At 62.2% G+C, this 13767-nt stretch carries 11 protein-coding genes; 8 read left to right on the top strand and 3 right to left on the bottom strand.

From position 1 onward, the window contains the following. Window positions 1–247: 247 nt before the first annotated feature. Window positions 248–727 (bottom strand): SixA phosphatase family protein, encoded by a 480-nt coding sequence (locus HWE04_RS08085; protein ID WP_241812064.1) that lies wholly within the window; start codon window positions 725–727, stop codon window positions 248–250. 54 nt (window positions 728–781) lie between these two features. Continuing rightward, window positions 782–2896 carry a polyphosphate kinase 1 gene (gene ppk1 / locus HWE04_RS08080; protein ID WP_006464981.1) on the bottom strand — a complete coding sequence of 705 codons (2115 nt, stop codon included), beginning with the start codon at window positions 2894–2896 and terminating at the stop codon, window positions 782–784. 394 nt (window positions 2897–3290) lie between these two features. On the opposite strand from ppk1, the gene pstS reads away from it, so the two are divergent. The 8 genes from pstS (at window position 3291) to HWE04_RS08040 (ending at window position 12278) form a co-directional block, all read left to right on the top strand. Then, complete coding sequence (gene pstS, locus HWE04_RS08075) at window positions 3291–4340, top strand: phosphate ABC transporter substrate-binding protein PstS (RefSeq protein ID WP_234295768.1); 1050 nt, start codon at window positions 3291–3293, stop codon at window positions 4338–4340. Between the two features lie 172 nt (window positions 4341–4512). After that, window positions 4513–5523 carry a phosphate ABC transporter permease subunit PstC gene (pstC, locus tag HWE04_RS08070; protein WP_039876741.1) on the top strand — a complete coding sequence of 337 codons (1011 nt, stop codon included), beginning with the start codon at window positions 4513–4515 and terminating at the stop codon, window positions 5521–5523. Further along, entirely contained in the window at window positions 5523–6419 is an 897-nt protein-coding gene (pstA, locus tag HWE04_RS08065) for a phosphate ABC transporter permease PstA (RefSeq protein ID WP_006464984.1), read from the top strand. Before pstC ends, pstA begins: the two co-directional genes overlap by 1 nt. A 35-nt stretch (window positions 6420–6454) precedes the next feature. Next, complete coding sequence (gene pstB / locus HWE04_RS08060) at window positions 6455–7255, top strand: phosphate ABC transporter ATP-binding protein PstB (RefSeq protein ID WP_006464985.1); 801 nt, start codon at window positions 6455–6457, stop codon at window positions 7253–7255. A gap of 171 nt (window positions 7256–7426) precedes the next feature. Further along, complete coding sequence (gene phoU / locus HWE04_RS08055; protein ID WP_006464986.1) at window positions 7427–8137, top strand: phosphate signaling complex protein PhoU; 711 nt, start codon at window positions 7427–7429, stop codon at window positions 8135–8137. Window positions 8138–8224: 87 nt separating this feature from the next. Further along, on the top strand, window positions 8225–8902 hold the full coding sequence (locus HWE04_RS08050) for a response regulator (protein WP_006464987.1): 678 nt from the start codon (window positions 8225–8227) through the stop codon (window positions 8900–8902). A gap of 76 nt (window positions 8903–8978) precedes the next feature. After that, window positions 8979–10289 carry a phosphate regulon sensor histidine kinase PhoR gene (phoR, locus tag HWE04_RS08045; protein ID WP_077237677.1) on the top strand — a complete coding sequence of 437 codons (1311 nt, stop codon included), beginning with the start codon at window positions 8979–8981 and terminating at the stop codon, window positions 10287–10289. A gap of 363 nt (window positions 10290–10652) precedes the next feature. After that, window positions 10653–12278, top strand: coding sequence for a methyl-accepting chemotaxis protein (locus HWE04_RS08040; RefSeq protein WP_241812063.1), 1626 nt, complete (start codon window positions 10653–10655; stop codon window positions 12276–12278). Window positions 12279–12366: 88 nt separating this feature from the next. Here HWE04_RS08040 and HWE04_RS08035 read toward each other — a convergent pair whose 3' ends face one another. After that, complete coding sequence (locus tag HWE04_RS08035; protein ID WP_006464990.1) at window positions 12367–13686, bottom strand: MFS transporter; 1320 nt, start codon at window positions 13684–13686, stop codon at window positions 12367–12369. Window positions 13687–13767 lie beyond the last annotated feature (81 nt).

The following is a 13767-nucleotide window of genomic DNA, read 5'->3' as shown; positions in this document are numbered from 1 at the left end:
TCAGCAAGAAAACAGGAAACACTTTATCAACCGGAGCTATTCCAAATTAAACTGGTCCGGAAAAACCGGGCAGGTCAGCAGGTCACATTGGTTTTATGGGGCATAATGGCTCGTTTAACTTTGAATGTTTGCAGCCGTCTTGTTTGCTCGTGCGGCATGTGTTCAGCCCGGAACGCAAAAAAGAAAAAAACGCTGCGACCAGCCGGTGCCGGTCGCAGCGTTTTTTTATACCTTGCCAGACCGGCTGTCAGCGCGGGTGATGCTTGCCCGAGGTCGCCAGCAATTCCGGTGCCACCACCGCCTTGAGGTAGTTGGTGGTGACGTCGCCGCGTTCGCGCTGGCTGATCCACCAGATATTGGCCTTGCGCAGCGACCACTCCTGCGGCTGGCCGCAGATCAGTTGTGCGGCCACCTGGCCCAGTGTCGGCTGGTGACCGACGACGAGTACCGGCTCGCGGCTGTCCGGCCAGTTGGCCGCCCGCAGCAGGTCGGCCGCAGTCATGTTGGGGGCCAGGTCGGCCACCACCTTGTGCCGGCGCTTGAGGGCCTCCACCGTCTGCAAGGTGCGTGTCGCGGGACTGACCAGGATACGGCAGCTTTCCGGCAGGTTGCGGTCCAGCCATTCAGCCATCTTGGCAGCCTGCTTGTGACCCTTCGGGGTCAGGGCACGGCCCTCGTCGGGTTCGCCCAGCTCGGCCTCGGCATGTCGCCATAGAATCAGGTCCATCTCAGCTCCTCGGATAAATCGGCAGGTGGCGTCGGGAGTGCTTCGGTGTTGGCCTCACTCTTCCGGTGGCGTGGCCGGAATGCCCAGCGTGGTCATCAAGTGTTGCTGGGCGTTGAAGCACTGCTGCTTGGTGCGCGGTTTCTTGAGCGTATAGACGCCATTGACGTCGAGCTGCCAGGAATTGGTGTTGTCCTTCAGGTAGGGGTTCAGACCTTCCGAAATCACCCGCTTCTTCAGCGTCTTGTCCAGCACCGGGAAGGCCACCTCGATACGGCGGAACAGGTTGCGGTTCATCCAGTCCGCACTGGCCAGGTAGACGTCGTGGGCCAGGTCGTTGCGGAAGTAATAGATGCGCGAGTGCTCCAGATAGCGGCCGATGATGGATCGCACCTTGATGTTTTCCGACAGTCCCCGCACACCCGGGCGCAGCGCGCAGGCACCGCGCACGATCAGGTCGATCTTGACGCCATCGGCCGAGGCCGCGTAGAGGGCGCGGATCACCGACTCGTCCAGCAGCGCATTCATCTTGGCGATGATGCGCGCCGGCCGGCCTTCGCGGGCGATCTGGCCTTCGTTGCGGATGGCACGGATGATTTCCTTCTGCAGCGAGAACGGCGCCAGCCACAGGTGCGTGAGATTGCGCGGCTTGGTCAGGCTGGTGAGATGGATGAAGACCTCATTGACTTCGGCCGTGAGCTCCTGGTTCGAGGTCAGGAGGCCGAAGTCGGTATAGAACTTGGTGGTATTGGGGTGATAGTTGCCGGTGCCGAGGTGGGCGTAGAAGCGCAGGCCCTGGTCGTCGTCGCGGCGGATCACCAGTGCCAGCTTGGCGTGCGTCTTCAGGCCGACCACCCCATAGACCACCTGCGCTCCGGCCTGCTCCAGTTTGACTGCCCAGTTGATGTTGGCTTCTTCATCGAAGCGCGCCATCAGTTCCACGATCACCGTCACTTCCTTGCCGTGCTGGGCGGCGTAGATCAGCGCCTCCATCAGGTCCGAGTTCATGCCAGTACGGTAGATGGTCTGCTTGATGGCCAGCACGCGCGGGTCGTGGGCGGCGGTGCGGATGAAATCCACCACCGGCTGGAAGGACTGGAACGGGTGGTGCAGCAGCACGTCCTTCTTGTCCAGGGCGGCAAAAATGTTCTCGCTGGCCAGTTGCGGCGGCAGGGTGGGGGAGAAGGGCGGGAAGCGCAACTCCGGCTGGTTGACCAGGTTCACGATCTCGCCCAGGCGCACCATGTTCACCGGACCCTGTACCGCGTACAGGCGGTTGCGTTCGATGTTGAACTGGTTCAGCAGGAACTGCGCCAGGTGTTCGGGACAATTGGCCGCCACTTCCAGGCGCACCGCCACGCCGAACTGGCGGCTCTGCAATTCGGTTTCCAGGGCCTGGCGCAGGTTCTTGACCTCTTCTTCATCGACCCACAGGTCGCTGTTGCGGGTCACGCGGAATTGCGAATAGGCGGTGATGTCGCGCCCCGGGAACAGGTCGGCGATGTGTGCATGGATCACCGAGGACAGCAGGCAGAACGAGGACTGGCCCTTGGCCGAGAGATGGTCCGGCAGCTTGATCACGCGTGGCAGCACCCGTGGCGCCTTGACGATGACGATGGCCGTGCCGCGCCCGAAGGCATCCTTGCCGGAGAGCTCGATGATGAAATTGAGGCTCTTGTTGTGCACCTGCGGGAAGGGGTGGGCCGGGTCCAGGCCGATGGGCGTCAGCAGCGGGCGCACATGCTGCTCGAAATACTGCTTGACCCAGGCGCGCTGCGCCTCGTTGCGGTCATCGTGGCGCAGCAGGTGGATACCGTTGGCCGCCAGTTGCGGCAGGATTTCGTCGTTGAGCAGTTCGTACTGGCGCGTCACGATGCGGTGGCATTCGGCGCTGGTGCGTTCCAGCGCGGCGCGCAGTTCGGGCGGATCGATATTCTCGCCCTCGATGCGATTGGCCAGCAGGCTGGCGATGCGCACTTCGAAGAATTCATCCAGGTTGCTGCTGCAGATGCAGAGGTAACGCAGGCGTTCCAGCAGCGGCACGCTGTCGTCTTCGGCCTGGGCCAGCACGCGTCGGTTGAAGGCCAGCTGCGACAGTTCGCGATTGAGGTAAATCGTATTGGCGGGAAGTTCAGGAGGTGTGCTGCTTTCCGGTTTTGCTTTTCTGATCATCAATGTTCCCTGTCCATCCACTTTGAGCGGGCAGTGTATTTAGGAGGTATGACGAGTTTATGACAACACTCATGTCGCTTTGTCACATTGCTTCAGTATAAGAGCAAGCCCATGTGATGACAAAAACATATTTGCTCATATGCAATGCGGGTTTCTCGGCATGACACGGAATTGTCAGGAAACCCGCGTGCAGCCTGGCGCCTGGTTTTGCAGCCCGGTACCAGGATCTGCCCCGGCGCCCGGCGAAGGGCCGCCGGGGCTGGCCTGGATGACAAGTTCGGGTCATAAACTCGTCACATTAGCTGGTTAAAGTTCGCCCTGTCTCGGAAGTCATCCCTCCCATCGTGATGTTTCTTTCTGACGTTCCTCTCTCAAAATCATAGGAGTAGTTGAAATGGGGTTTAACCATCTGATCAAATCTGTTGCAGTCGCAGTGGCCGGCGCTTTCGCCTTCAGCGGTGCCGCTCATGCAGCAGAAATCACCGGCGCCGGCGCCTCCTTCCCGTACCCGGTCTACGCCAAGTGGGCTGAACTGTACAAGACTGCCACCGGCAACAGCCTGAACTACCAGTCCATCGGTTCCGGTGGTGGTATCAAGCAGATCAAGGCCAAGACCGTCGACTTCGGCGCCTCCGACGCCCCGCTGCCGCAGAGCGAACTGGCCGAAGCCGGCCTGACCCAATTCCCCGCCGTGGTCGGTGGCGTGGTCCCGGTGGTCAACCTGGATGGCGTGACCCCGGGCCAGATCAAGCTGTCGGGCCAGGTTCTGGGCGACATCTACGCTGGCAAGATCACCAAGTGGAACGCGCCTGAAATCACCGCCCTGAACCCGGGCGTGAAGCTGCCGGCCGACGACATCACCGTCGTCTACCGTTCGGACGCTTCGGGCACTTCCTACGTGTTCACCTCCTACCTGTCCAAGGCCAATGCCGACTTCAAGGCCAAGATCGGTGCCGGTACCGCCGTCAAGTGGCCCACCGGCGTGGGTGGCAAGGGTAACGAAGGCGTTGCCGCCAACGTGCAGAAGGTCAAGGGCTCCATCGGCTACGTCGAGTACGCCTACGTCAAGAAGAACAAGCTGAACTACACCCAGCTCAAGAACAAGGACGGCAACTTCGTCTCCCCGGATGACTCCTCCTTCAAGGCTGCCACCGCCCACGGCGACTGGGCCAAGACCCCGGGCTTCGCAGTTGACTTCACCGACGCCGCTGGCAAGGAATCGTGGCCGATCTCCAGCGCCACCTTCATCCTGCTGCACAAGGAACAGGCTGGCGATGGCGCCAAGGGCAAGGAAGTCCTGAAGTTCTTCGACTGGGCCTACAAGAATGGTGGCAAGGTCGCCGCCGACCTGGACTACGTGCCGCTGCCGGATTCGGTCACCAAGCTGGTGGAAGATTCCTGGAAGAGCAACGTCAAGGACAGCAGCGGCAAGGCGATCTGGTAAGCCACCGTCAAGTCCGGCCGGGCTCTGAACAAGTCCGGCCAAGCAAGCCTCTCCCCTACGGAGTATTCGGGCCATCGCAGCGAGAACGAGCAACTCTGGAGCACAGAGCATTCGCGGCGATGGCCCGTTTTAATGGTGAATTCAAATGAGCGCTAATTATTCCACCACGGCAATGTCGAATACCGAAGTCAAAAAATCCCCGACAGAGACTGATAGTGCGCAGGTCGCGCGCGAGAAGTTGATGGCCGTCATGCGCCGCCAGCGACTGCAGGACTTCTTCTTCCACAAGATCACCCTGATCTTCGCCCTGTCGGTGCTGCTGATGCTGGGCGGGATCATCGTTTCCCTCATCATCGGTGCTGCACCCGCGTTCCAGGCCTTCGGCCCGGGTTTCATCACGCGCGTCGAATGGGACCCGACCAATAACGAATTCGGCGCCATGATCGCCATCGTGGGTACGCTGTCGACCTCGATCATCGCCTTGCTGATCGCCTTCCCGGTCAGCTTCGGCATCGCCCTGTTCCTCACCGAAATCTGCCCCGCCAAGCTGCGCCGCCCGCTGGGTACCTGCGTGGAGCTGTTGGCCGGCGTGCCTTCCATCATCTACGGCATGTGGGGCCTGTTCGTGTTCGCCCCGCTGTTCTCGGAATACGGCCAGCCCTTCCTGAAGGCCACGCTGGGCCAGATTCCCGGCATCGGCGTGCTGTTCTCCGGCCCCACCATGGGCATCGGCATCCTCACCGCCGGCCTGATCCTGTCGGTGATGATCATCCCCTTCATCTCCTCGGTGATGCGCGACGTCTTCGAAGTGGTCCCGGCCGTGCTGAAGGAATCGGCCTACGGCCTCGGTTGCACCCGCTGGGAAGTGGTGCGCAAGGTGGTGCTGCCCTACACCAAGACTGGCGTGGTCGGTGGCGTGATGCTGGGCCTGGGCCGCGCCCTGGGCGAGACCATGGCGGTCACCTTCGTGATCGGCAACTCGCACCGCCTGTCCTGGTCGCTGTTCTCGGCCGGCAACTCGATCGCCTCGACCCTGGCCAATGAAATCGCCGAAGCCTCCAGCAAGCTGCACGTGTCCTCGCTGTTCGCGCTGGGCCTGATCCTGTTCGTCATCACCTTCATCGTCCTGTCCGCCGCCAAGATCATGTTGATGGGCATGACCCGCAAGGAAGGAGCCAAATAATGAGCCAGACCGTACCAACCGGCAGCGCCGCCGCCAACGCGCCGCAAGCCATCAATCCCGTCTACCGCAAGCGCCTGCTGCAGCATCGCATGGGTATGCTGTTCTCCTTCCTGGCCATGGGCCTGGGCCTGTTCGTGCTGGCCTGGATCCTGCTGACCCTGGTCTTCAAGGGCGTGGCCGCGCTCAATCTGGGCCTGCTGACCGAAAACACCCCCGGACCGGGCGATGCCGGCGGCGGCCTGTTGAACCCCATCGTCGGCTCGCTGATGATGGTCGGCATCAGCACCCTGATCAGTACCCCCATCGGCATCCTGGCCGGCGTCTACCTGGCCGAGTATGGCGAGGAGAGCAAGCTGGCCCAGGTGACCCGCTTTGTCACCGACATCATGCTGTCGGCACCGTCCATCGTGATCGGCCTGTTCATCTACGCCATCTACGTGGCCAACGTGAACCACTTCTCGGGCTGGGCCGGTACCTTTGCCATCTCGCTGATCGCCATTCCGGTGGTGGTGCGTACCACCGACAACATGTTGAAGCTGGTCCCCAGCGGCCTGCGTGAAGCCGCCTTCGCACTTGGTGCGCCGCGCTGGAAGGTGGCCATCATCGTGCGCCTGCGTGCCGTCAAGGCCGGCGTGGTGACCGGCGTGCTGCTGGCGGTGGCCCGTATCTCGGGCGAGACCGCGCCGCTGCTGTTCACCGCCCTGAACAACCAGTTCTTCAGCACCAACATGAACCGTCCGATTGCCAACCTGCCGGTGGTGATCAACCAGTTCGCCATGAGCCCGTATGACAACTGGGTCTCGCTGGCATGGGGCGGCGCCTTGCTGATCACCTTCAGCGTGCTGCTGCTCAACGTGCTCTCGCGCACCCTGTTCAAGCAACAAATCCCCGGCTAATTCTCCAAGTGACCGACATGACTACTGCTCATCAAATGGCAAGCCACGCTACTACCGCATCCGCCAACGCTGCTGCGGACAAGAAGGCCACGCTCGAAGTTTCGCAACTGAATTTCTACTACGGCGGATTCCAGGGCCTCAAGAACATCAACCTCAATATCTGGGAAGGCAAAGTCACCGCCTTCATCGGTCCCTCGGGCTGCGGCAAGTCGACCCTGCTGCGTACCTTCAACCGCATGTACGACCTGTACCCCGGCCAGCGTGCCGAGGGCAAGATCATCTACGCCGGCAACAACATCCTGGAGCCGGGACAAGACCTGAACATGCTGCGCGCCAAGGTCGGCATGGTGTTCCAGAAGCCGACCCCGTTCCCGATGTCGGTCTACGACAACATCGCCTTCGGCATCCGCCTGTACGAAAACCTGCCCAAGGGCGAGATGGACGAGCGCGTCGAATGGGCGCTCAACAAGGCGGCATTGTGGGGTGAAGTCAAGGACAAGCTGCACAAGAGCGGTCTGTCGCTCTCCGGTGGTCAGCAACAGCGTCTGTGCATCGCCCGCGGCGTCGCGGTCAAGCCGGAAGTGCTGCTGCTGGACGAGCCGACCTCGGCGCTGGACCCCATCTCCACGGCCAAGGTGGAAGAGCTGATCGGCGAGCTGAAGAACGACTACACCATCGCCATCGTGACCCACAACATGCAGCAGGCGGCCCGCTGCTCGGATTACACCGCCTATATGTACCTGGGCGAGCTGGTGGAGTTTGGCGAGACGGACCAGATCTTCATGAATCCGGTGCGCAAGGAAACCCAAGACTACATCACCGGCCGGTTCGGCTGAACCGTCGTCTCGGCTACTGCGCGCTCCGATTTCGCGTCTGCGATGCTCGCCGTACTCCAGTACGGCTGCGCTTCTCGACGCGAACTCGAAGCGCTCGCTACGCCGATACGACGATTCCACAGAGTAGTCAGGGCACATATTTTTTATAGAATTTTCTTTTAGGGACGTCACATGACCGGCGATCATTCCTCCAAACAGTATGACCAGGATCTGGAGCAGATCCGCTCCAAGGTGCTTGCCATGGGCGGCATGGTGGAGCATCAGTTCCAGGATGCGATTGCGGCTTTCCGTAACGGTAACCTGGACGTGGCGCATCGCGTGATGAAGGACGACGAGGCCGTCAATCGGCTGGAAGTCGAACTCGATGATGCCTGCAGCCACCTCATCGTGCGTCGCCAGCCGACCGCCAATGACCTGCGTACCGTCATGGCGACCATCAAGATCATCACCGACCTGGAACGCGTGGGCGACGAGGCGACCAAGATCGCCCGGACCGCCATCCACCTGCACAAGCGGGGGATCGGTCTGGTGTCGCATTACGAGACCGTGAGCCTGATCGCCGAGCAGGCCATGGACCAGCTGCGTAGCGCCCTGGACGCATTCGCCCGCCTGGATGACAAGCAGGCCGCCGAACTGATCAAGCAGGATGAGCGCATCGACCACGGCTTCCGCTCCATCACCCGCAGCCTGATCACCTTCATGATGGAAGACCCGCGCACCATCTCCGGTTCCATCGATACCCTGTGGGTGGCCAAGGCCATCGAACGTATCGGCGACCATGCCAAGAACATCGCCGAGTATGTCGTCTACGTGGTCGGTGGCAAGGATATCCGCCATACCGACTTCGGTTCGGCCAAGTCGATCGAAGACGAAGAAGACTGATAGCACGGCGCCGGTGGTGGCGGTCGGGAAGAGCCGTCCATCACCGGGTTGCGGAGGGGAGACCCGCGATACTGCTCAACCGATACCATGACTACTATCCTCATCGTCGAAGACGAACCCTCCATTGCCGAACTGATTGCCTTCACCCTCAAGGAGGCGGGCTGGTCCAGTTTCGTCGTCTCCAACGCGGCGGCGGCCTGGGACTTCGTCCAGCATCGCGCCCCGCAACTGGTGCTGCTGGACTGGATGCTGCCGGACCGTAGCGGCTTGCACCTGCTCTCGCGCATCCGCGCCGATCGCCAGCTGCAGCAGCTGTCGGTAATCATGCTCACCGCCAAGAGCATGGAAGAAGACAAGATCGCCGGCCTCGACAACGGTGCCGATGACTACATCACCAAGCCCTTCTCGCCGCGCGAGCTGACCGCCCGCATCAAGGCGCTGCTGCGTCGCAAGAGCCCGGAGCACGCGCAGGAAGTGATGTCGGCCGGTCCGATTACGCTCGATCCGGCCAGTTGCTCGGTGAGCCTGTCGGGTGCGCGCATCGATATCGGCCATGCCGAATACAAGCTGCTGAAGTTCTTCCTGGCCCATCCCGACCGCGTGTTTTCGCGCAGCCAGTTGCTGGACCGGGTCTGGGGGGACCACGTGGTGATCGAGGAGCGCACCGTGGATGTCCACGTGCTGCGCCTGCGCAAGGCCCTGCGCGATGCCGAGTACCTGATCAAGACGGTACGCAGCGTCGGCTACATGCTCTCCACCAAATAAGCCCGCCGCCGCCCTATTCAGGCGACAATAACAAATCCGGGCGCGCGGGCGCCTGCAAGATCTATCTGCCAAATCAATGAGTCCACAACTTCTGTTCTGGATTCCTGCTGTATTGCGCCTGGTGTTGTGCCTGGCCGGAGCAGGAGTCGTCGGTTTCTTCTTTGGCCCGATCATCGGGCTGGTCACGGCGGTGCTGGCGGTCGGGGCGATGATGATCGCCCACCTGCATTACCTGCTGCGCCTGTCGACCTGGCTGGATGATTCCGGCCAGTCGCGCCTGCCCGACGGTTGGGGCGCCTGGACCGATGTCTATGCGCGCCTGTACCGCATGCGCCGCGATGACGAAAAGAACCAGGCCGAACTGGCCGAGTGGCTGGCGCGTTTCCGCCAGGCCATGAGCCTGCTGCCCGATGGCGTGGTGATCATGGACGACGTGCTGTTCCTGGAATGGTGCAACCCGGCCGCGCAGCAGCACCTGGGGCTCAAGCTGGACCGCGACAAAGGCATGCGCGTGACCAACCTGATCCGCAACCCGGCCTTCATCGACTACATCATCCTGGGCCGCTACGAGCAGCCGCTTACGCTGGCCCTGCATGAGCGCAAGCTGATCATCCAGATCATTCCCTTCGAAAACCGGCGCCAGATCCTGGTCACCCACGATGTCACCGAGTCGCAGCGTATCGACATGATGCGCCGCGATTTCGTGGCCAATGCCTCGCACGAGCTGCGCACACCCTTGACGGTCATCAACGGTTTCCTGGAAATCGCCCTGGCCCAGCCCAACCTGGACGAAACGATCCGTACCGCCCATCTGAAGCTGATGACCGAGCAGGGGCAGCGCATGCAGAACCTGATTGACGACATGCTCACCCTGACCCGGCTGGAATCGATCGACTATCCGCTGCGCTCGGAAGTGCTGCGGGTGCGCCCCTTGCTGGAACGCATCGCCGAAGAGGGGCGGGCGTTGTCGGCAGGCAAGCATGACATCCGCCTCGTGGTCGAAGGCCCCGATCTCAAGGGCAATGCCGACGAGTTGCGCAGTGCCTTCACCAACCTGGTCACCAATGCCGTGCGCTATACCCCGGAAGGCGGCACCATCACCCTGCGCTGGCAGAGCGATGAGCAGGGCGCGCATTTCGCGGTGCAGGACACCGGCATCGGCATCAGCCCCGAACATATCTCGCGCCTCACCGAGCGCTTCTACCGCGTCGACAAGAGCCGTTCCCGCGAGACCCAGGGCACCGGCCTGGGGCTGGCCATCGTGCGCCATGTCCTGCTGCGCCACCACGCGACACTGGACATCGCCTCGGTGCCGGATCACGGCAGCACCTTCACCGTGCATTTCCCGGCGTCCCAGACCATCGAGGACTACGCCGTACAGCATTGAGCAGATGCGAGCAGGAAACACCCGTGAAAGGCAATTGGAAAGGATGCTTCGGCATCCTTTTTTGATGTTTGAATTCCCGGGGCGGGCGTACCATGTGCGCAATAGCTCAGCATGAGCGTTCCATCTCTACGTACAAATACGAATGCCTGCCGGCAAGACTTGTTGGCAACAATAGCGCCACTCGCGGCAATCGAGGCAATCGCGGCACCGGCGCGGCCATCAGCCTGCCCGGCTCGTACGCTTGTCATGGTCCCGCGCTCAGGAAACCCCTGATCGTGCCTGTCCGTGTTTGCTTGCATCATCGGCCCGTGCGCCGCCCTTGGCGCCGGCCGACCCTCCACCCTTGCGCAAGAAGAGAGACAGATGAGCTATTTTTCCCACATGAAGATAGGCCGCCGCCTGGCCCTGGGTTTTGCTGTCATCCTGGCGGCTGCCAGCGTGGTGGTGGCATTGTCGATCTGGCGTCTGCATGGCATTGCCGCCGCAACCGACGAGATGATGCATGAACCCCTGACCAAGGAGCGACTAGTCTCGGACTGGTATCGCACCATCCATACCAGCGTGCGCCGCACGACAGCCATCGCCAAGAGCGCCGACCCCAGCCTGGCAGCCTTCTTTGCCGATGACGCCGCCGCCGCCACCCGCATGTCCACCGAGCAACAGAAGGCCATCGAAGCGCTGCTTGAGAGCGATCAGGAGAAAGAGGTCTTCGCCAAGCTCTCGGCCGTGCGCAAGGATTACATCAAATATCGCGACGCCATCTCCAAGGCCAAGGCCGATGGCCAGACGGAAGAAGCCGCCAGGATCCTGGCCGGTCCCTATGACGTGGCCGCCAAGGGTTACCTGGATCTGCTGCAGCAATTGCTCAATGTGCAGCGTGCCAACATCGACCAGGTGGCCGTCCACATCCACGACACCTATCTCCAGAGCCGCAACCTGATGCTGGCGCTGGCCGTGCTGCAGGTGGTGCTGGGCTGGTTGTTCGCACGCAGCCTGGCACTGGGCATTACCCGCCCGCTGGAGCAGGCGGTGGACGTGGCCGAAGCGGTGGCCGCAGGCGACCTCACCATGCGCGTCGATGAAACCCTGGCAGCGCGGCGCGACGAGACCGGCAAGCTCATGCACGCCCTGCATGCCATGACGGGCAACCTGGCGCGCATCGTCGGCCAGGTGCGCAGCGGCACCGATGCCATCGCCACCGCCTCGCGCGAGATCGCCACCGGCAACCTCGATCTGTCGGCACGCACCGAGCGCCAGGCCGGCGCCCTGGAAGAGACCGCCTCGGCCATGGAAGAACTGACCTCCACCGTCTCGCAGAACGCCGACAATGCACGCCAGGCCAACCAGCTGGCGGCCTCGGCATCGTCGGTGGCGCAGCAGGGCGGGGAGGTGGTGTCGCAGGTGATCTCGACCATGGGCTCCATCAACGAATCCTCACGCAAGATCGTCGACATCATCAGCGTCATCGATGGCATCGCCTTCCAGACCAATATCCTGGCCCTGAACGCCGCCGTCGAAGCAGCCCGAGCCGGCGAGCAGGGACGCGGCTTTGCCGTGGTGGCCTCCGAGGTGCGCTCGCTGGCCCAACGCTCCGCCTCCGCCGCCAAGGAAATCAAGACCCTCATCGATGACTCCGTGAGCAAGGTCGGCTCCGGCAGCGAACTGGTGGTCCGTGCCGGCAGTACCATGGACGAGGTGGTCTCCAGCGTGCGCCAGGTGGCCCAGATCGTGGCCGAGATCACCGCCGCCAGCAGCGAGCAGAGCGACGGCATCAGCCAGGTCAACCTGGCGATCAACGACATGGACCAGACCACCCAGCAGAATGCGGCCCTGGTCGAGCAGGCCGCAGCCGCCGCCGAAGCGATGCAGGAACAGGCAGCACGCCTGTCGGAGGTGGTCAGCCAGTTCCGCTTGCTGGCCCAGGACCAGGTGGCTTACGCCCACGCCGGCAGCGTCGATATCACACCCCTCAGGCCGGCCCTGCGTTGAGATCGCCTCTCCCCAAAAAAAAGAACCCGCCATGGTGGCGGGTTCTGCAAGCGTGCGGAAATCGTTTATATCATTTCCGTATACTCTCTCATTGCTGCGCCGGTTCCTTGAAATACACCCGACGCGGCAAGGCCCACAGCAGCAGTGCCGCACCCACCAGGCATTCCAGCGCCACCACGTACAGGCCCAGTGCGGCGCTGCCGGTGATGTCGCGGATCTTGCCGACCATGTAGGGCGTAATGATCCCGCCCAGCTGGCCCACCGAGTTGATCAGCGCGATGCCGGCCGCGGCTGCGGCACCACTGAGCACGCGCGGTGGCAGGATCCAGAACAGGCCGATGCCGGCGATGATGCCGGTGGCCGCTGCCGACAGCGCCACCACCAGGATCAGGGTATTGCTGCCGAACCAGGCGCTGGCGGCGTAGCCGATGGCACCCATCAGCGCGCAGGCAGCCAGGTGCCAGCGACGCTCGCCGGTACGGTCGGAGTTGCGGCCGATCAGGATCATGCCCAGGCCGGCGCACAGGTAAGGCACCATCGAGATCAGGCCGATGATGAAGGTGTCATCGGTGCCGGCCGACTTGATCAGCTGCGGCATCCAGAACACCAGGCCATAGATGCCCGAAGCCAGCATCAGGTAGATCAGCGACATGACGATGGTGGCCGGCTGCCGGATCGCTTCGCCGAAGGAGTGGGCCGCCTCGCTCTTGGGTTCGGCCGCGATGCGCTCGATCAGCAGGCGCTTTTCTTCCGGCTTCAACCAGCCTGCGTCCTCGATATGGTCATCGATGACCAGATAGCACACCACGCCCAGCAGGATCGAAGGAATACCTTCCAGCAGGAACAGCCATTGCCAGCCATGCAGCGCGCTCACGCCATGGGTGAACTTCATGATGCCGCCCGAGATCGGGCCGCCGATGATGCCGCATACCGCAATGGCCGCCATGAACAGCGAATTGATGCGACCCCGGCGCGCCGACGGGAACCAGTTGGTGAAGAAGTACAGCGCACCCGGTACGAAGCCCGCTTCCAGGCTGCCGATCAGAAAGCGCAGCACATAGAAGCTGGTCTCGCTGGTAACGAACATCATCGCCGCCGAGGCGATGCCCCAGGTGACCATGATGCGGGCGATCCAGCGCTTCGGCCCGACCTTGTGCAGGATCATGTTGCTGGGCACTTCGAAGAGGAAGTAACCGACGAAGAAGATACTGGCGCCCAGGCCATAGACGGCATCCGAGAAGCCCAGGTCGCTTTGCATCTGCAGCTTGGCGAAGCTGATGTTGACGCGGTCCAGGTAGGCGAACACGAAACAGATCATCAGCAGCGGTACGAAGCGCCAGGTGATACGGCGATAGAGCTGGGTTTCCATGTGCTCCGCCGCGCTGGCCGGAATGGTGGTGGTAGTCATGCGGGGTCTCTCCTCTAGCTTTTTCAAAAAATGAAGGCGCAAAAAGTCCATCGCCTCCGCGCAGTGCGGGAGGTCGTCTTA

This window comes from Herbaspirillum sp. C7C2 (assembly GCF_022627865.1).
Lineage (GTDB): Bacteria > Pseudomonadota > Gammaproteobacteria > Burkholderiales > Burkholderiaceae_D > Herbaspirillum > Herbaspirillum frisingense.
Note: the sequence above shows the minus strand (reverse complement) of the source record. Positions and strands in the feature narration are given on the sequence as shown.

What these genes read in the sequence shown, in the direction of transcription:
- HWE04_RS08085 (WP_241812064.1), bottom strand. Translation starts at nt 727, where the DNA reads ATGGACCTGATTCTATGGCGACATGCCGAGGCCGAGCTGGGCGAACCC.
- ppk1 (WP_006464981.1), bottom strand. Translation starts at nt 2,896, where the DNA reads ATGATCAGAAAAGCAAAACCGGAAAGCAGCACACCTCCTGAACTTCCC.
- pstS (WP_234295768.1), top strand. Translation starts at nt 3,291, where the DNA reads ATGGGGTTTAACCATCTGATCAAATCTGTTGCAGTCGCAGTGGCCGGC.
- pstC (WP_039876741.1), top strand. Translation starts at nt 4,513, where the DNA reads ATGTCGAATACCGAAGTCAAAAAATCCCCGACAGAGACTGATAGTGCG.
- pstA (WP_006464984.1), top strand. Translation starts at nt 5,523, where the DNA reads ATGAGCCAGACCGTACCAACCGGCAGCGCCGCCGCCAACGCGCCGCAA.
- pstB (WP_006464985.1), top strand. Translation starts at nt 6,455, where the DNA reads ATGGCAAGCCACGCTACTACCGCATCCGCCAACGCTGCTGCGGACAAG.
- phoU (WP_006464986.1), top strand. Translation starts at nt 7,427, where the DNA reads ATGACCGGCGATCATTCCTCCAAACAGTATGACCAGGATCTGGAGCAG.
- HWE04_RS08050 (WP_006464987.1), top strand. Translation starts at nt 8,225, where the DNA reads ATGACTACTATCCTCATCGTCGAAGACGAACCCTCCATTGCCGAACTG.
- phoR (WP_077237677.1), top strand. Translation starts at nt 8,979, where the DNA reads ATGAGTCCACAACTTCTGTTCTGGATTCCTGCTGTATTGCGCCTGGTG.
- HWE04_RS08040 (WP_241812063.1), top strand. Translation starts at nt 10,653, where the DNA reads ATGAGCTATTTTTCCCACATGAAGATAGGCCGCCGCCTGGCCCTGGGT.
- HWE04_RS08035 (WP_006464990.1), bottom strand. Translation starts at nt 13,686, where the DNA reads ATGACTACCACCACCATTCCGGCCAGCGCGGCGGAGCACATGGAAACC.